We start from the raw sequence: 17,499 nt of genomic DNA on the forward strand, positions 1-17,499 counted from the left end.
GTCGCCCTGATCACCGACGCCATGGGCGCCGCCGGCATGGGCGACGGCCTCTACCCCCTCGGCCCCCTCCAGGTCGAGGTCAAGGACGGCGTCGCGATGCTCCCCGACGGCAGCTCCATCGCGGGCTCCACCCTCACCCTCGACCGGGTCTTCCGACGCGCCGTGCGAATCAACGGCCTGACGCTCCATCAGGCCGTCGAATCGCTGTCCACCACCCCGGCCCGCCTGCTGGGCCTCGCCGACTCGATCGGCTCGCTGGAGACCGGCAAGCACGCCGACCTCGCTGTCCTCGACTCCGAGAGCCACGACCTGGTCGCCGTCATGCGCCGCGGCCGGTGGGTCCTCGGCGGCGAGCGGTTCGACGTGGTTCCGACGCCGTGAAGCCGACCTGAGCGGCGGGGCGGGTTCTCCGACCGGAACACCGGTGCCCTGCGCGTCATGACGCGCAGGGCACCGGGCCGCCGACGGCCGAACCGAGGATCCAACCTCACGGGACAGAACACCTATGCGGCGGTCAGGGTCCGCAGCAGCCGTGACACCTCCTGCGCCACGGCCTGGCGGCCGTCGCCCAGGTAGGCGCGGGTGTCGACCAGGGCGGTGTCGGCGGCCAGGCGGCGGCGGACCGCCTCGGTGAAGGCCTTGTTGAGGTGGGTGGCGATGTTGATCTTCGTCATGCCGTGGGCGACCGCCGCCGCCAGCGCGTCGTCCGCCGCCCCCGAGGAGCCGTGCAACACCAGCGGTACCGGTATGGCGGCCCGCAGGGCGGCGATCAGTTCGAGGTCCAGGACCGCCGTGCGGGTGAGCATGGCGTGCGAGGTGCCGACGGCCACCGCCAGCGCGTCGACGCCGGTGCGCTCGGTGAACTCGGCGCCCTCCCCCGGGTCGGTCCGGGCGCCGGGGGCGTGGACGCCGTCCTTCCCGCCGACCTCGCCGAGTTCGGCCTCCACCCAGACGCCCGCGGCGTGGCACAACTCGACCACCTCGGCCGTGGCCCGCACGTTCTGCTCGTACGGCAGCACCGACGCGTCGAACATCACCGAGCCGAAGCCCAGCCCGACCGCCTCCGCCACCAGCGACCGCTCGGTCGCGTGGTCGAGGTGGACGGCCACCGGCACGGCCGCGGCCCGGGCCACCGCCAGCGTCGCGGTGCCGATGGGCGCCAGGCCGCCGTGGTAGCGCACGGCGTTCTCGCTGATCTGGAGGATGACCGGGGCCCCGACGGCCTCGGCCCCGGCGACGATGGCCTCGGCGTGTTCCAGCTGGATGACGTTGAACGCTCCGACGCCGGATCCGCTCCGCCGCGCGGGCGCGATGATCTCTCCGGTTCCGGCCAGGGTCACGGTTCTCCTTGAGGGTGTGCCGGGCCGACTTCCTCGACCCGGACGAGGCTGAGCATGCGGTGGTAGGCGTCGGCGTCGTAGCGCCCGGCCAGCGGGGCCAGGACGGTGGCGGCGGACAGCGCCACGGCCTGCCGGAGCCGGTCGGGCCAGGGCGCGCCGGTGTGCAGGCCGAGCGCGAGGGCGGCGACGACCGAATCGCCCGCACCCGTCGGATTGCCGCGCAGCGCGTCCGGCGGGCGGGCCCGCCAGTTGCCCTCGGCCGTGCAGGCCAGCAGACCGTCCGGCCCCAGTGAGGCGACCACCGCGCCGGCGCCGGCCGCCCGGAGCAGTTCCGCGCCCCCGGCCGGGTCCGCGGTACCGGTGGCCTCGGCGAGTTCGTGGGCGTTGGGTTTGACCACGGCCGGGCCCGCGGGCAGCGCCCGCAGCAGCGCCGGACCGTCCGCGTCCAGGACGGCCGGGACGCCGTGGCAGCGGGCCCGCTCGATCAGGATCCGGTAGGCGTCCGCGGGCGGCCCGGGCGGCACGCTCCCGGAGAGCACGACGACCGACGCGCCGGGCAGCAGCCGCTCGTAGTGGGCCAGGAAGCGCCGCCACTCCTGCGGCGACACCTCGGGCCCGGGCTCCAGGAAGACGGTGGTGTCCTGGTCGTCCGCGACGGCCACGGTCCGGCGGGTCTCCCCCGCCACCTCGACCAGTTCGTCGGGCAGGGCGGCCTCGGCGAGATCGGCCCGGACCGCCTGACCGGCCGGCCCCCCGGCCAGGCCCGTGACGATCGCGGTGTGGCCGAGCGCGGCGAGCACGCGCGCGACGTTGACGCCCTTCCCGCCGGCCTGCTGACGGACGCTCGGCACCCGGTGGCTGGCGTGCAGCCGGACCTCGGGCAGCCGGTAGGTGATGTCCAGGGCCGCGTTGAGCGTGACGGTGAGGATCACGCCGCACCGCCGTCCAGGAGGTCCTGCGCGAGCAGCGCCGCCCCCAGGCTGCCCGCCCGGTGGCCCAGTTCGGCGGCCACCAGCAGCGGAGCCGGACGGAAGGTGAGACGCTCGGCGAGCGCGGTCCGCAGCGGCGGCAGGAACGCTTCACCGGCCTCCGCCAAACCGCCGCCGATGACCAGGCGCCCCGGATCGAGCAGCGCGGTCAGGGCGGCCAGGCCGTCGGCCAGTGCCTCGACCGCCTCGGTCCAGATCCGCCCGGCCGATCGCTCGCCCGCCTCGGCCCGGGCCCGGACGTCCTTGGCGCTCACGGCGGGACCGCCGGAGGCCAGCGCGTAGCGGCGGGCGATCGCCGAGGCGGAGGCGAGCGTCTCCAGGCAGCCCCGGTTGCCGCAGGCGCACCGGTCGCCGCCGGGGCGGACCACCAGGTGGCCGAGCTCCCCCGCGAACCCCCGGTCGCCGGCGAACGGCCGGCCGCCGAGCATCAGCGCGGCGGCGATGCCCGTCCCGACCGGGACGAAGGCGAAGTCGGCGCAGCCGCGCCCGGCCCCGAGGCGGGCCTCCGCGACGCCGCCGGCCCGGACGTCGTGCCCGAAGGCCACCGGGAGGTCCAGGTGCTCGGCGACCCGGCGCCGCACGGGCAGCTCGCGCCAGCCGAGGTTGGCGGCGAGGACGGCGGTGCCGCTCGCCTCGTCCACCAGCCCCGGCACCACGACCCCGGCGGCGGCCGGCTTCGCCCCGCGGCGAACGGCCCGGGTCACGAGCTCGTCCGCGCACCGCAGCACCGTGTCCAGGACGGCGTCCGGCCCGCGCTCGGCCCGGGTGTGCCACTGCTCGGTCTCGACGGGCTCGCCGTTCTCGACCGCCGCGCCCTTGATGTGCGTGCCGCCGACGTCCAGGGCGATGACGCTCACGGCGCCGGCTCCGCCCTGCCGCACGCGGTCCGCAGGCGGGTCATGCCTGGTCCAGCACGATGGAGCGGGTGAGGTTGCGCGGGTGGTCGGGGTCCAGGCCCTGCCGGACGGCGAGGCCGACCGCCAGGCGCTGCGCGCGGATCAGGTCGGCCAGCGGGTCGAGCGCCGACACACTGACCCGGGCACCGGTCGACTCGACCTGCCGGACCAGGCCGGTCGGCGGTTCGCCGAGGAACCACACCACGCTCCCGGGGCGGCTGACGCTGATCGGTCCGTGCCGGAACTCCATGGCCGGGTAGGACTCGGTCCACGAGGACGAGGCCTCCCGGACCTTGAGCGCGGCCTCGTGCGCCACGCCGCAGGTCCAGCCCGTCCCCAGGAAGGTGAACTGCCGGGCGTCGAGCGCCCCTTCGGGCAGCGGCGCGACCAGTGCCCGCCGGGCCTGCTCCGGCAGGTCCGCCGGCGCGGCGCCCAGGTGGGCGCGGAGCAGCACGAGGGCGGTGGTGGCGAACCTGGTCTGCACGACCGACTTCTCGTCCGCGAACTCCAGCGCCACCACGTGGCGCGCGGCCCCGCCGATCGGGGTCTCCGGGGCGGCGGTGACCGCCACCGTCTCGGTGTCCTTGGTCCGGGCCAGCGCGTCCAGCACCTCGGTGGTGGTGCCGGAGCGGGTCAGGGCGACGACCCGGTCGTACCGCCGGGCGGCCGGGAACTCGGACGCCGCGAACGCGTCGGTCTCCCCCAGCCCGAGCGACTCGCGCAGCACCGCGTAGGCCTGCGCGATGTACAGCGAGGTGCCGCACCCGATGACCGCCACCCGCTCACCGGGCTCGGGCAGGTGCCCCGGAGCCAGATCAAGGGCGCGCTGCCAGCACTCGGGCTGGCTGGCGATCTCTTCGTCGACGTGAGTCATGACGTCCTCCTGCGTAGGACTGCAAGATGGTGCGTGAAGATGCTTGATTTATAGTGCAAATCTTCATCTCTGCGCAATAACGAGCAGGAGTGTTCATCTTTGAACAGCCGTCCCCCACCGCCACCACAGACCACCCCCGACCGCCCCCGGACAGCACGAAGCCATCGCACAACTCTCCTCAACGAGCTTGGGTGCTCAGGGAGTTGTGCGATGGCTGTCACGCCCGTCCGGGGGCCGACCTCGGGACCGAACGTCGCAACGTCGACGTCGGCGACCCCCGCGACCGGTCAGGCGGCGGTGGCGGGCTCGCGGAAGTAGTGGCCCCGGTCGAGGTCGTCGAGGAGGCCGGGGCGGGTCGGGCGCCAGTCCAGCAGTTCGCGGGTCAGGGCGCTCGACGTCGGCAGGTCCAGGGCGAGGACGGCGCCCAGCCAGGCGAAGTGCTCGGCCGCGGCCTCGGGGGCCACGGAGACCACCGGTACGTCGAGGTGGCGGCCGACCACCTCGGCGATGTCGCGGATCGGGACCCCCTCCCCCGCGACGCCGTGCAGGACCGATCCGGCCGGAGCCTTGTCGACCGCCAAGGCGAACAGCCGTGCGGCGTCGAGGCGGTGGACGGCCGGCCAGCGGTTGGCGCCGTCACCGATGTAGCCGGAGACGCCCTGGGCCCGGGCGATGGCGACCAGGGTCGCCAGGAACCCGTTGTCCCCCTCGCCGTAGCAGGTCGGCGACAGCCGGACGACGGACGAGCGCACACCGCGCGCAGCGAGCGCGAGCGTCGCCTCCGCGGTGGCCGCCCGGATCGAGAACGGCGAGCCGTCGACCGCGGGCATGTCCCGCTCGGTCACCAGCTGCCCCGGCTTGAAGCCGATCAGCCCGGAGGCGAGGACGAACGGGCGGTCGCTACCGGCCAGCACGTCGCCGAAGGTGTCGACGGCGAGGCGATCGGCCTCGGCGGCGCCCCGGAAGTCGCCGGTGAAGGCGATGTCGTGCTTGAACGCGAGATGGATCACCCCGTCCGACGCCGCGGCCGCGTCCCGCAGGACGTCGAGGTCGTCGACGGTGCCACGGACGACCTCGGCCCCGCCCGCGGCGAGGGCGGCGGCGGAGGCTTCGGAGCGGGCGAGCCCGGTCACCCGGTGCCCCGCGTCGATGAGCTCGGGAACGACGGCGGATCCGATCCAGCCGGACGCGCCGGTCACGAAGATGCGCATGGGAAGAGCCCCTCACTGGTGATGTCAGTTGCTGTCATCGACGGTAGCACCCGACGTCAGTCACTGTCATCACGTAGGATCTGTCCATGGGTAGATGGGAGCCGAACGCGCGCGGACGCCTGGCGGAAGCGGCATTGGAGCTCTACAGCGAGCGGGGCTACGAGCAGACCACCGTGGCGGAGATCGCCAAACGGGCCGGCCTCACCGAGCGAACCTTCTTCCGGCACTACGCCGACAAGCGCGAGGTGCTGTTCGACGGCGCCAACGCGCTGCAGGAGCGGTTCGTGGACGCGGTCGCCGAGGCTCAGGAGTCGGCGGCGCCGATCGACGCGATGGCGGCGGGCCTGCAGGCGGTCACCGACGTCTTCGCCGGCCGCCGCGAGTACTCCCGGAGGCGGCAGGCCGTCATCCAGGCGAATGCGGAACTCCGGGAGCGGGAGCTGATCAAGCTCGCCTCGATGTCGACGGCGCTGGCCGGCGCCCTGCGCGGGCGCGGGGTCGCGGAACCGGTCGCGAGCCTGACCGCCGAGGCGGGCGTCGCCGTGTTCAAGGTCGGCTTCGAGCTCTGGATCGCGCCGGCCGAGCAGCGCGAGCTGTCGCAGGTGATGCGGGAATCGCTGGACGCGCTCAAGTCCGCGACCGCGGGCGGTCAGACCGTCTGAAGTGCGCTCCTTGCGTCCCCAGGGCCTGTCCGGCCGATCCTGCCGGGCAGGATCGGCCGGACAGGCCCTGGTTCCGTTCCGGTGCGGTGGTCAGCCGATTTCGGCGACCAGGTCGGCGATCGCGGCCGGCGCCCGGTGGCGGGCGAGTTCGGCGCACAGGGCCTCGGCGCGGCGGCGGTAGGAGGGGCGGCTGAGGGCTTCGTCCACCGCTGCCGCCAGGTCCTCCGTGGTGGGTCGGCCGGTGCGGAGGTCGATGCCCGTACCGCTCCACGCCACCCGGGCGGCGACCTCCGGCTTGTCCTCGCTCTCGGCGGCGATCACCAGCGGTACGCCGTGCCCGAGCGCGGTGTGCACGCCACCGTAGCCGCCGTTGCTGACCAGCAGGTCCGCGTGCGGCAGCAGTGCGTCGAACGGGACGTACCCGGCCGCTCGGGCGTTGGCCGGCAGCTGTGGGAGTTCGGCGGCCAGCAGCAGCTCGCCGTCGTGGCGGGCGGTGGCCGCGATCACCAGCAGGTCCTCCCGCCCGGCCAGGGCGCGCAGGGTCGGGACCACCAGCGCGGTCAGGTCCCCGTTGGCGACGGTCCCCTGGGTCACCACGACGACCTTGCGGCCCTGCGCCCTGGCCTGCTCCAACTCCGGCCACCAGGACGGGATTCGGTCGCCCTTCGAGGCGGGTATCGGCAGCGCGCCGATGAAGCGGACGTTGGCGGGTAGGTCGCTGCGCGGGTACTCGAAGCCGGGGACGGTGAGTTGCAGGAAGTGGTCGGCGGCCTCGGTGAGGACCCTGGGCCGCTCTCCGGCGGGCAGCTCCACCCCGGCGGCGGCGAAGCACTGGCGCACGTACTCGGTCACCAGGCGGCCCCGCTCCGCGAACTGCCCGGCGAGTGCGGCGTACTGGGCGCGCTCGGTCTCGTCCACCGGGGGCGGCAGGCCCGGGCCGAACGGGGCGGTGTCCCGGCTCCCGACCATCACCGGGAAGGTGCCGATCGCCACCACCGCGGGCCGGTCGCCCGCCTTCCGGCCCAGTGCCAGGGCGGCCCCGCCCAGGAACAGACTGTCATGGATCGCCACGGTCGCCGGGAAGGACGCCAACAGCTCGTGGAGGGCGGCGAGTTGGGCCGGAACCGGGTCGCCGAAGATGTGCCTGGCGTCCCAGCTGAGCCGGGCCGGACCGGCCGGTACCAGCTCCCGCTCGGGGAAGCTCGCCGCGACGTCGCGGTCGTCGAAGTCGGCCGCTGCCGGCAGCGCCTGGAAGCGGCAGCCCTCCGCCGCGACCTGGGCGGCGAACCGTGCCCCGCCGAGGAACACCACCTCGTGTCCCAGGCCGGACAGGTGGCCGGCGATCCGCAGCAGCGGGCCGGTGTGACCGGCCACGGGCGTGGCGGCAACGATGATCTTGGACATGGGGAGAATTCCTCTTCCGGGGTGGTGGTCTTCGGTGGGGTTCCTCGCCGGCGGCGGAGGCCGGAGAGACTGCTACCGCTCGCGCAGCAGGTCGTGCAGGGCGCCCGCGAGCGCCAGGTACTCGTCGGCGTCGCGCGCGGCGACGTGGAGGTCGATCAGCGGCTCGGCACCCAGCGCGTCGACCGCCGTGGCCAGGTAGTCGGCGATCTGATGGACCGTCCCGCGGCGTGGGACGAGGTCCTCGGGGGCCGGCTCGGCGGTGATCGCGGGGTTCACCCGGAGCACCAGGCGCAGCGCGTCCGGGTCACGCCCGGCGTCGGTGGCGTGCTGCCGGACGGCGCGCCACATCTGCGCCAGGGCCGGTACGGGCAGGCCCACGGCCAGCCAGCCGTCGGCGCGCCGACCGACCCGGGCGAGGGTGGCCTGGTCGAAGCCACCCAGCAGCAGCGGAGGACGGGGGCGCTGCACGGGCCTGGACCGGATGACCGCGGGCGGGACGGTCCACCGGGCCCCGGTGTGGCGGATCACGTCGTCCGCCGCCCACACCCGCTCCAGGACGTCCAGGCTCTCCTCCAGCCGGTCGCCCAGGCCCTGCCAGGCGACGCCGACGGCCTGGTACTCGTCCTTGGACCAGCCCGGCCCCAGCCCGACGTCCAGGCGTCCGGCGCTGACCAGGTCGAGGGAGGTCAGGGTGCGGGCGAGCAGTACGGGCGGGTACCAGAGGGCGTTCAGGGTGCTGGTGCCCAGCCGCGCGCGGCGGGTCGCACCGGCCGCCACCGTCAGCACGATCAGCGGGTCCAGGAAGGCCTCGCACTCGGGCGGGGGGACCGTCCCGTCACCGCCCGGGTAGCGGCTCTGCGGGGCGGTCGCGACCAGGAGCCGGTCACCGACCCAGAGGCCGGCGTAGCCGATTTCCTCGGCGGCGGTCGCGACCCGGGCGGACAGCGCGGGGTCGGCGAAGCGGCCGTACTGAGGAAGGGAGAGTCCGATGCGCATGGTGGGTGTGGGCCTTGCCTGGTGGGCGACGAGAGGGACGACGACGGCGAGCAGAGGTAGGGGCGCGGGTCGGCCCGTCACACGCTGCCGCAGGCGGTGGCGCCGAGGCCGACGGTGCGGGCCGGCGCGCTGAAGGTGATGCGGTGCTTCATGGTCTCCGCTTGCAGAGGTCGGGGTCGGTGGCGTCACGGGGCGAGGCTTCCGCGCTGCCGCCGCACCCCCCGGCAGTACTGTCACCGATCGAGATTGACATTCGATCAACGCCCGATCGCAGCCGTTCGAACCGCGTCCGCCCAGCTCACGGCCGTACCGCCGACCGGCACCGGACCGCCCGGACTCACCACGCCGCGATCGCTCCCCGACTCATCACTCGGGACCGGGCCTCAGGCCCCGATGGCCCGGACGATCCGGGCGGCCCAGTCGGCGGGGCTCTCCCGGCCGAGGAGGGCGGAGAGGCGGCGCAGGCGGGCGCGGCGCTCGGCGGGGGTGAGGGCCAGGGCGCGGGCCAGGGTCGCGGTGAGGTCGTCGGCGGAGTGCGGGTCGGTGAGCAGGGCCGCGCTGCCGAGTTCGGTGGCGGCGCCGGCGTGGTGGGAGAGGACGAGCACACCGGCGCGGGGCACCGCCGCCCCGGGGACGGCTGACCCGGCGGCTGCCTGGGCGGCTGCCTGGGCTGCGATGAACTCCTTCGCCGTGAGGTTCATCCCGTCCTGGAGGGACGTCACCCAGAGCACGTCGGCGGCCAGGTACTGGTCGATCACCTCGGCGGGCGGCAGGCTGCGCGGCAGGTACTCGATCGGCCGCCGACTCCCCTCGCACCACACGTCATTGATCTCGTCGATGCGCTGTTCGAGGAGTCGGCGGGTGGTGTCGTGGGCGGTGATGCCGGGCTCGGGCGGCGGGCAGACCAGGCGGAAGCGCAACCGCCCGCGCAGGTCGGGGCGTTCGGCGAGCAGCCGGGCGATCGCCTCGACCTTCTGGACGGGCGCCTTGGCGTAGTCGAGGCGTTCGACCGAGAGCACCAACCGGCCCTCGTCCGAGGGGCGGTAGGGCGCGCGGCGGCGGGCGAGCGCCTCGATGGCGGGGCGGTCGATGCCGAGCGGGTGGATGCCCAGGCGCGGCAGCCGGGACCGGTCGGCCAGGGTTCGCCGGAAGTGCTCGGCGAAGGTGGCGGTGTGGAACCCGGCCCAGTCCAGGCAGGCCAGCGAGGAACGGAGTTCGCACGCGGTGGGCAGCGCGGCGAAGACCTCCGGCGGCGGGAACGGGGTGTGGTGGAACAGCCCGATGCGCAGGTCCGGGCGGCGGGCGCGGAGCAGGCCCGGCACCAGCCACAGGTTGTAGTCGTGCAGCCAGACGGTGGCCCCGGGCGCGGCCTGCGCGCCGATGTGCTCGGCGAAGCGCGCGTTCACCGTCCGGTAGTCGGCCCAGTCGGCGGGGTCGAAGCCCAGCCGCTCCGGTTCCGACATCAGCACTGGCCAGAGCGTCTGCTTGCAGGCCCGGTGGAAGTAGCCCGCCCACTCGGCGCCGTCGAGCGGCAGCAGCGAGAGGGGTGGCCCCGGGCGGGGCTCGGGGGCGGGGCCGCCGACGGCGGCGGCGACCCAGACGCCCGGCAGCCCGCTGCCGAAGAGGCTGTTCAGGGTGGGCAGGATGCCGTTGGGGCTGGACGGTGGCTGCCAGCCCTCGGGGGTCCAGGTCCCCGGTGGACGGTGGTAGCCGACCACCAGCGGGTGGCCGCGCTCCGCGCGGTCGAAGTCCGGTGCCACCCAGCCGAGTTCCTGGAGTGCCGCGAGGATCCCGGCCGCGCCGGGGCGTCCGGGCCGGCACACCGACGGGCTCTCGGGAACCGCCGCCAGCAGGGCGGGCTCGGCCTCCCCGACGATGACGCCGTGCGCGCCGAGCCGGTAGAGCGACAGGTCGTTGAGCGAGTCTCCGGCGACCAGGACCGAGTCCATCGACCAGCCCAGCTTCTCGGCCAGGGCCCGCAGCGCACCACCCTTGTCGGCCCTCGACGGCAGGACGTCGAAGTAGCGGTCGGCCGAGTAGAGCCAGTCGCAGCCGAGGGAGCGGACGGCCTCGGCGAGCTCCTCTGTGAGCCCGTCCGGCGCCAGGTGGTACGAGCAACGGCCGTCCTGGGCAACGCCGTTCTGGTAGACGAGTGCCGGGAAGCCGCCCAGCGCCGCGCGGACCCGCTCCGGACCGGGCCAGCCGGCGCGCAACTGCTCCTGCAGCGGGGCCACCGGCGCGAAGTCCTCGCCGTCCACGACGGTGGCGCCGACATCGGCGATGATCCAGCGGGGTCTGGGCACGAGCGGATCCCGCAGGACCTCGCGGACCGACGGCACGCCCCGACCGGTGGCGAAGACCACGGTCACCTCGGGATGGCGGACCAGCGCGGTGTACAGCCGGCGCCGGTCGGCCACCTCGCCGCCCAGGAGCGTCCCGTCCAGATCGGTGACCAGAATCCTCGACATCTGCCGGACGTTAACACGGCCCGACAACGGAGTGAAGTGCCCCTGTCGCGCCGGGCGATGCCATCACCGCGGATCCGACGGTCCGTCACCTGCCGTCACCAGCTGGCGTTTTGATCGAGCGCGACCGGTCGGCGCCCGCTCGACCCCGTCGTCAGCAGCGGCCGGGCGGCGCCTGGCTCGCTCTGGACGGTCCGACGTGCGACTCGGCAGCAGCGGAGGCCATCGCGGCGGCGGAGGCGGCGGAAGCCGACAGGGCGTGCAGGGCCGCACGGGCCGCCGACTCGCCCTCCCCGTACTGGTGGGCCCGGGCGGTCCGGACGGCGGCGCCGAGGTGGAGCGCGGCTTCCTCCGGGCGGCCGATCGCGGCGAGGGCGCGGCCGTAGAGGGTCTCCAGGACCACCTGGCGGGCGACGGGGAACGGGGGCTGCGCGAGGGCCAGACCGCAGGCCGCGTGGTGGGCGGCCTCCTCGGGGTCGCCGGCCGCCAGGCAGTCGTCGGCCAGGTGCTGGCGGGCGAGGGCGGCGAGTTCGGCGCGGTCCGCCTGCGTGGCCAGCGCGAGGGCCGTGGTCAGCAGGTCGCGCACCCGCGCGCTCCGGCCGTACCGGGCGAGCGCGACGGCCAGGTTGACCAGCGCGACGGCCTGCGCGGTGCCGTCCCCGGCCAGGGCGGCCAGGCCCGGGGCCTGCTCCAGGTGGGCGAGGGCCTCCTCGTGCCGCCCCTCCTCCAGCAGGACCCACCCCAGGAGCGCCCGTGCGCGGGACTGCGCGCCGGGGTCCAGGTCGGCCTCGGCGGCGGCCAGGCCGTGTTCGAGCAGCGGCACCCATCCGTCCCGGGCCTGCCACACGATCAGGGGCCACTGGAGGAGGACCAGGCGCCAGGCCCGGTCGTGGAGCCCGGCCGCGACCGCCGCCGCGACCGCGCCGCGCAGGGTGTCCCGTTCGACGGCGTACCAGGCGAGCGCGCTCGCGCGGTCCGGGAAGGGCCGCACCTCGGCGGGGCGCCGGGTGCCGGGCGGGAGGGCGCAGCACGGCTCGCTGCCCGGCTCGGCGGCGGCGCTCGCGGCGAGGAGGGTGTTCAGCAGGTGGTCGAGGAGCCGTGGCAGCACGTCGGCGTCGTCGTCGCCCGGCATGCTCCGGGCGTAGAGCCGGACCAGGTCGTGCAGGGTGTAGGCGTCCTGGCCGATCTCGACGAGCAGGTGGGCGGTGGCCAGTTGGTCCAGGGCCCCGGCGGCCTGGTCGAGCCGGCAATCGGCGAGTGCGGCGGCCGTACGGCTGTCGAGGGTGGCGCCGGTGTGCGCGCCGAGCCGGTGGAACATCCGGCGGGCCGGCTCGGACAGGTGCTGCACGGTGAGGGCGAGGGCGGCGGCGAGGCTGGTGTCCTCCACCTCCAGGAGGCCCAGCCTGCGCTGTTCGTCCGCCAGTTCGTCGGCGAGGGCGGCCAGGCTGCGGGCCGGGCAGGTGGCGATCCGGGCCGCCGCGAGGCGCAGCGCGAGCGGCAGGCCGTCGCACAGGCCCACCAGGCGGGCGGCGGCCTCGGGTTCGGCCGACACCAGGTCCGTGCCCAGGGTGGCGGCGAGCAGGGTGACGGACTGCGGGGGCGACAGCTCGCTGAGCGAGACGGGGCGGGCGGCGTCCGAGGCGACCAGGCCGCCGAGCCGGTCGCGGCTGGTCACCACCGTGACGCAGCCCTCCCCGTCGGGCAGGAGTGGGCGGACCTGCTCGGAGCGGCGCGCGTTGTCCAGGACGATCAGCATCCTGCGGTCCGTGGTCAGTTCCCGGTAGCGGGCCGCCATGGCCTCGGCGGAACCGGGCATCTGCTCGGCCGGCAGGCCGAGGGCGAGCAGCAGTTCGCGCAGCACGGCGGCGGTGGAGCGCTCGGGCAGGGGGCTGTGGCCGCAGAGGTCGACGAACAGTCGGCCGTCGGGGAAGTCCGTCTGCCGGTGGTGGGCCCAGTACACGGCGAGGGTGGTCTTCCCGACCCCGGCGCCGCCGGTGACGACGGCGATCGCGCCGGGGGTGCCGGTGGCCCGGTCGAGCGCGGCCAGTTCGTCCTGCCGGCCGGAGAAGCCCCGGGGGCGCCGGGGGAAGGTCCAGGCGGCGGAGCGGGGCGGCGTCGGCCCGGGTGCGGGGGCGGGTGCGGGTGCGGGGGCTGGCGGGGGCGGACCGTCGACGGGCAGGTCCGGTGCCGGCGGGGCCCCGGTGTACGGGCCGGGGGCCGGCCGGTCGGCCGGGGCGGTGGCGCGCAGGAGCGCGTCGTAGGCGTCGACGAGTTCGACTCCCGGGTCGATTCCCAGCTGGTCGGCCAGGGCCCGGCGGGTGCGGTGGAACCAGCCCAGCGCCTCCGACCGCCTTCCCGCCCGGCCGAGCGCCAGCATCAGCGCCGCGACCAGCGACTCCCGGAGCGGGTTCATCGCGACCTCGGTGCGCAGCACGCCCGCCGCCGCGCCGTGGTCGCCGAGCCGGCCGTGGGCGCGCGCCAGTTCCTCCACGGCGACGAGCCGCAGCTCCTCCAGGCCCTGCGCGGCGCACTGCAGCGGCAGGCTGGCGGTCGTGCCGGCGAGCGCTGGGCCCCGCCACAGGGCGAGCGCCTCCTGAAGCGCGGCCACCGAGTCGCCGGCGGCGCGCAGTGACCGGGCGGACTGGAGGAGGTGCTCGAACCGGCCGGTGTCCACCGCCAGTTCGGGCACCCGCAGGAGGTAGGCGCCGCCGTCGGTGACGAGTTCGACGCCGACGGCGGGCGCACCGTGCGCGGCGAGCAGCGCGCGCAGTCCCGACACGTGGTTCTGGATGACGGTCCGCGCGTGCCGGGGCGGCTCCTCGTCCCACACGGCCTCGGTGAGCCGGTCGACGGTGACGGGTGCGCCGGGGTTCAGCAGCAGCATGGCCAGCAGGCTCCGGCGCTTGACCGACCCGACGGGGAGCTCCCGGCCGTCCGCGGCCACTGCGGCCACCGAGCCCAGCAGTCGGAAGTCCACGCGCACCCCCCACCGTGCACCACATCAGAGTGACAAGCATTTGACTTCCTCCCCCGGCTGGAGCCGGGGGATTCCCCTCAGCCTCGCGGCTGAGCCGCTGCGCGTGAGCGCTGCGGTCGGGATGTTTCCTGCTTCACCGACGACTGCCCGCCCGGAGTGCTCCGTTGAGGTCTGACACCGTCTCCACAGGCTGCAACCGCCAGTCCGGCGGCCAGGATGTTGCGTGCCGCGTTCACGTCCCGGTCATGCCGCGCGCCGCAGGCGCATTCCCACGCACGGACGTTCAGGGGCATCTTCGCGGCGATCACGCCGCAGGCCGAGCACAGTTTCGAGCTGGGGAACCACCGGTCGATGGCCACCAGGTCCCGGCCGTACCACTGGGCCTTGTACTCCAGCATGGACCGCATCTCGGTCCAGCTCGCGTCACCGATGGCGCGGGCGAGCGTCCGGCTCCCCAGCATGTTCCGGACCGTCAGATCCTCGATCACGACCGTTTGGTTCTCACGGACGAGTCGAGTGGTGAGCTTGTGCAGGAAGTCCCGGCGGCGGTCGGCGATCCGCGCGTGCACGCGGGCGACCTTGAGCCGGGCCTTGTCCCGGTTGGCGCTGCCCTCGGTCTTGCGGGACAGCTCCCGCTGGGCCCTGGCCAGGCGTTCCCGGTCCTTGCGCCCGTACCGGGGGTTGGTGATCTTCTCCCCGGTGGACAGCGTCACCAGACTGGTGATCCCCGCGTCGATCCCGACCGCCGTGTTCACGGGTGCGGGCATCGACGGGCGGTCCTCGCACAGCAGCGAGACGAACCAGCGCCCCGCGCTGTCCTGCGACACGGTCACCGTGGACGGCGCCGCGCCCCGCGGCAGCGGCCTGGACCACACAATGTCCAGCGGCCGATCCATCTTCGCCAGCGTCAGCCGGCCGTCCCGGAACCGGAACGCGGAGGACGTGTACTCGGCGGACCTGCGGGACTTCTTCCGGGACTTGAACGTCGGGTACTTCGCCCGCTTCTGCCAGAAGTTGGCGAACGCCCCCTGCAAGTGCCGCAGCGCCTGCTGCAACGGAACCGACGACACCTCGGACAGGTAGGACAGTTCCCCGGTCCTCTTCCACCCCGTCAGCATCGCCGACGTGGCGTTGTAGTTGACCCGCTCCCGACGCAGCGTCCACGCCTCCGAACGGGCCTGCAACGCCATGTTGTAGACCTTCCGCACACACCCGAAGGTGCGCGACAACTCAGCCGCCTGCGCATCCGTCGGATAGAAGCGGTACTTGAACGCCCGCTTCACGTGAGTCATGGCCATGACTCACAACCTAACGGGGAATCCGTGAGGATCCAATCCCGCCTGTCACAGCACCGCGGCCCGCCCAGGGGGCGAAACGCAGCCACCCGACCCGCCACGCGGGCAGTCCATTTCCTCCCCCGACCAAAGCCGGGGGCATCCATGGAGGTCCATGATGACGGCGGGCGACCTCCCAGTATCAGAGCGTCGGCCCCGACGGGGCCGCCGGTCGGCCCGTCTCCGGACGGGCGGTCAGCGGGCCTGCCAGCCGTGTTCGAGGAGGTCGAAGGCGGCGTCGACGGCCCGCCCCGGATCGTCGGCGTGGTCGACGAGGGCCGAGACTTCGAGCGCGAAGCGTGCGAGCGCGGCGCACCGCAGGTCATCGGCGCCGCTGTCCTCGGCGATGGCGCGTGCGAGAGCGCCCTGGTGGCGGATCCACATGCGGCGGGAGTACTCGCTCAGTGCGGGCGTGTTCCGCACGAGTTCAACCAAGGGCGCGAACCGGGGATCGGGGTTCCGCTCACCGATGCGCGTCCGCTTGACGTGCGCGCACAGGGCCTGCGGGACGGACTGCCCGGGTGCGCGGTCGCGTACGGCGGCGACGAGGCGGGCCTCCTGGTCGGCCTCCTCGTCGAAGACCAGGGCCTCCTTGCCGGGGAAGTGCTTGAGCAGGGTCGTGGTCGACACGTCGGCCGCTTCGGCGACGTCCCGGAGCGTCACCCGGTCGTAGCCGTGCGCCAGGAACAGGTTCAGGGCCGCGTCCGCCAGGGACTGGCGGGTGGCGGCCTTCTTCCGCTCACGGCGGCCGATGGGTGCAGTCATGCTTGGATCATACCTTGAATTGCACGGTCAAATAAGTTGTGTCGTTGCACTTTTTTACCGAGTGTGCTTTCGTCATCGTGGCGGCCGGTCCGGCGATGCCCCCGGTCGGCACCCGCCCCTGCCGCCGCCCACCCCGCCCCACCTCCGATCACCGGACCACCGAGACCACCGGAGCACCTCGTGAGCACCGACACCCCCCGCATCGCGATCATCGGCGCCGGACCCGGCGGCCTGACCTGCGCCCGCATCCTCCAGCGCCGCGGCATCGAGGTCACCGTCTACGACCTGGACGCCTCCCGCACCGCCCGCGACCAGGGCGGCACCCTCGACATGCACCCCGAATCGGGCCAACACGCCCTGCGCGAGGCCGACTTGTGGGAGGAATTCGAGCGGCTGGCCCGGCCCGAGGGCCAGCAGCTGCGCCTGGTCGGCCGCGACGGCCGCGTCGTCTTCGACGCCGTCCCGCCACCGGCCGCCGGCGCGGACGGCAATCCCGAGATCGACCGCGGCCACCTGCGCGGCATCCTGCTGGACTCCCTCGCCCCCGACACCGTCCGGTGGGGCCACAAGCTGGAGAAGGCCGAGCCGCTCGGCGGCGGCACCCACCGCCTGCACTTCACGAACGGCACCACCGGCACCACCATCGAGACCGACCTGGTGGTCGGCGCCGACGGCGCCTGGTCCCGCGTACGGCCCCTGCTGTCCGACGCCGTGCCCCGCTACACCGGCGTCACGTTCGTCGAGACCGGCCTCGACGAGGCGGACACCCGCCACCCCCGACTCGCCGCCCTCACCGGCAACGGCACCATGATGGCCCTCGACGACAACCGGGGCTTCATCGCCCAGCGCAACAGCAACGGCCACATCCGCAGCTACCTGGGCCTGCGCACCGACGAGCACTGGCACCGGCAGGCCGGCCTCGACCTCACCGACACCGCCGCCGTACGGGAGGCCCTGCTCCACGCGTTCACCGGCTGGAGCGACAGCCTGACCGGCTTCATCACCGACACCGACACCGGCTACACCAACCGCCCGCTCTACGCCCTGCCCCTCTCCCACACCTGGCCGCACACCCCCGGCGTCACCCTCCTCGGCGACGCCGCCCACCTCATGTCCCCCTTCTCCGGCATGGGCGCCAACCTCGCCATGCTCGACGGCGCCGACCTCGCCCGCTCCCTCTCCGGCCGGCCCACCGTCGACGACGCCATCACCGCCTACGAGAACGTCCTGCTGCCCCGCTCCGCCGAGGCCGCCGAAGGGGCCGCCGAAGGACTCGCCAGCGCCTTCGCCCCCGACTCCGCCGCACAGGCCCTCGCCCACATGACCGGACACCACTGACACCGGTACTCGGAACCGGGCCCGCCGAACCGATGGCCGCCCCCCGGCTCGGGCGACGCCGAGCGCAGCACGCACTCCCGAGCCGCGGCGATCATCTCGCCCCCTCGCGGCACCGGCGATCGTAGGCGAAGGGATGTGCGCTGTTTCCCCGGTGTCCGTCACGGCGCGATGGCAAGATGAAGTGGCCATGACCAGGGCCGAGTTGGGGTCGCCGCCGGCGGGGGACGAGCGGCGCGTCAGGACGGCGG

The 17,499-nt window shown here is 74.5% G+C and carries 14 protein-coding genes; 3 read left to right on the forward strand and 11 right to left on the reverse strand.

Annotated features, from left to right (window positions below; translation table 11 throughout):
- The coding region (locus tag ACIOJE_RS36065) for an amidohydrolase family protein (protein WP_400782297.1) at positions 1-381 on the forward strand (381 nt) is incomplete at its 5' end.
- A gap of 122 nt (positions 382-503) precedes the next feature.
- On the opposite strand, the gene ACIOJE_RS36070 is transcribed toward ACIOJE_RS36065, so the two are convergent.
- From ACIOJE_RS36070 to ACIOJE_RS36090, 5 genes are all read right to left on the reverse strand, one after another.
- Positions 504-1,340, reverse strand: a complete 837-nt coding sequence (locus ACIOJE_RS36070; protein ID WP_280685893.1) for a class II fructose-bisphosphate aldolase — start codon at positions 1,338-1,340, stop codon at positions 504-506.
- Positions 1,337-2,272 carry a 1-phosphofructokinase family hexose kinase gene (locus ACIOJE_RS36075; RefSeq protein ID WP_400782300.1) on the reverse strand — a complete coding sequence of 312 codons (936 nt, stop codon included), beginning with the start codon at positions 2,270-2,272 and terminating at the stop codon, positions 1,337-1,339. The genes ACIOJE_RS36070 and ACIOJE_RS36075 overlap by 4 nt, the downstream gene beginning before the upstream one ends.
- The gene (locus ACIOJE_RS36080) at positions 2,269-3,186 is read right to left on the reverse strand and encodes an ROK family protein (protein WP_400782302.1); all 918 of its coding nucleotides are present in this window, start codon (positions 3,184-3,186) and stop codon (positions 2,269-2,271) included. The genes ACIOJE_RS36075 and ACIOJE_RS36080 overlap by 4 nt, the downstream gene beginning before the upstream one ends.
- 40 nt (positions 3,187-3,226) lie before the next feature.
- Complete coding sequence (locus tag ACIOJE_RS36085; protein ID WP_400782305.1) at positions 3,227-4,099, reverse strand: SIS domain-containing protein; 873 nt, start codon at positions 4,097-4,099, stop codon at positions 3,227-3,229.
- 287 nt (positions 4,100-4,386) lie between these two features.
- Positions 4,387-5,310: an SDR family oxidoreductase gene (locus tag ACIOJE_RS36090; protein ID WP_280685889.1), complete on the reverse strand. Its 924-nt coding sequence runs from the start codon at positions 5,308-5,310 to the stop codon at positions 4,387-4,389.
- An 86-nt stretch (positions 5,311-5,396) separates the two neighbouring features.
- On the opposite strand from ACIOJE_RS36090, the gene ACIOJE_RS36095 reads away from it, so the two are divergent.
- Positions 5,397-5,972, forward strand: coding sequence for a TetR/AcrR family transcriptional regulator (locus tag ACIOJE_RS36095; protein WP_400782309.1), 576 nt, complete (start codon positions 5,397-5,399; stop codon positions 5,970-5,972).
- A gap of 90 nt (positions 5,973-6,062) precedes the next feature.
- On the opposite strand, the gene ACIOJE_RS36100 is transcribed toward ACIOJE_RS36095, so the two are convergent.
- The 6 genes from ACIOJE_RS36100 to ACIOJE_RS36125 form a co-directional block, all read right to left on the reverse strand.
- A complete protein-coding gene (locus ACIOJE_RS36100) occupies positions 6,063-7,376 on the reverse strand; it encodes a nucleotide disphospho-sugar-binding domain-containing protein (RefSeq protein WP_400782312.1) in 1,314 nt (437 codons plus the stop codon).
- A 72-nt stretch (positions 7,377-7,448) separates the two neighbouring features.
- Positions 7,449-8,372, reverse strand: a complete 924-nt coding sequence (locus ACIOJE_RS36105; protein WP_400782314.1) for a TIGR03619 family F420-dependent LLM class oxidoreductase — start codon at positions 8,370-8,372, stop codon at positions 7,449-7,451.
- A gap of 383 nt (positions 8,373-8,755) precedes the next feature.
- Complete coding sequence (locus ACIOJE_RS36110; RefSeq protein ID WP_400782316.1) at positions 8,756-10,840, reverse strand: trehalose-6-phosphate synthase; 2,085 nt, start codon at positions 10,838-10,840, stop codon at positions 8,756-8,758.
- A 151-nt stretch (positions 10,841-10,991) separates the two neighbouring features.
- The gene (locus ACIOJE_RS36115; protein ID WP_400782318.1) at positions 10,992-13,814 is read right to left on the reverse strand and encodes a BTAD domain-containing putative transcriptional regulator; all 2,823 of its coding nucleotides are present in this window, start codon (positions 13,812-13,814) and stop codon (positions 10,992-10,994) included.
- 77 nt (positions 13,815-13,891) lie between these two features.
- Positions 13,892-15,112, reverse strand: coding sequence for an RNA-guided endonuclease InsQ/TnpB family protein (locus tag ACIOJE_RS36120; protein ID WP_400782320.1), 1,221 nt, complete (start codon positions 15,110-15,112; stop codon positions 13,892-13,894).
- Positions 15,113-15,343: 231 nt separating this feature from the next.
- Positions 15,344-15,913, reverse strand: a complete 570-nt coding sequence (locus ACIOJE_RS36125; protein WP_400782323.1) for a TetR/AcrR family transcriptional regulator — start codon at positions 15,911-15,913, stop codon at positions 15,344-15,346.
- Between the two features lie 180 nt (positions 15,914-16,093).
- On the opposite strand from ACIOJE_RS36125, the gene ACIOJE_RS36130 reads away from it, so the two are divergent.
- The gene (locus tag ACIOJE_RS36130) at positions 16,094-17,251 is read left to right on the forward strand and encodes an FAD-dependent oxidoreductase (RefSeq protein ID WP_400782325.1); all 1,158 of its coding nucleotides are present in this window, start codon (positions 16,094-16,096) and stop codon (positions 17,249-17,251) included.
- Positions 17,252-17,499: the final 248 nt, after the last annotated feature.

The organism is Kitasatospora sp. NPDC087861, from assembly GCF_044742585.1.
Classification (GTDB): domain Bacteria; phylum Actinomycetota; class Actinomycetes; order Streptomycetales; family Streptomycetaceae; genus Kitasatospora.

What these genes read in the sequence shown, in the direction of transcription:
- ACIOJE_RS36085 (WP_400782305.1), bottom strand. Translation starts at nt 4,099, where the DNA reads ATGACTCACGTCGACGAAGAGATCGCCAGCCAGCCCGAGTGCTGGCAG.
- ACIOJE_RS36090 (WP_280685889.1), bottom strand. Translation starts at nt 5,310, where the DNA reads ATGCGCATCTTCGTGACCGGCGCGTCCGGCTGGATCGGATCCGCCGTC.
- ACIOJE_RS36095 (WP_400782309.1), top strand. Translation starts at nt 5,397, where the DNA reads ATGGGTAGATGGGAGCCGAACGCGCGCGGACGCCTGGCGGAAGCGGCA.
- ACIOJE_RS36100 (WP_400782312.1), bottom strand. Translation starts at nt 7,376, where the DNA reads ATGTCCAAGATCATCGTTGCCGCCACGCCCGTGGCCGGTCACACCGGC.
- ACIOJE_RS36105 (WP_400782314.1), bottom strand. Translation starts at nt 8,372, where the DNA reads ATGCGCATCGGACTCTCCCTTCCTCAGTACGGCCGCTTCGCCGACCCC.
- ACIOJE_RS36110 (WP_400782316.1), bottom strand. Translation starts at nt 10,840, where the DNA reads ATGTCGAGGATTCTGGTCACCGATCTGGACGGGACGCTCCTGGGCGGC.
- ACIOJE_RS36120 (WP_400782320.1), bottom strand. Translation starts at nt 15,112, where the DNA reads ATGGCCATGACTCACGTGAAGCGGGCGTTCAAGTACCGCTTCTATCCG.
- ACIOJE_RS36125 (WP_400782323.1), bottom strand. Translation starts at nt 15,913, where the DNA reads ATGACTGCACCCATCGGCCGCCGTGAGCGGAAGAAGGCCGCCACCCGC.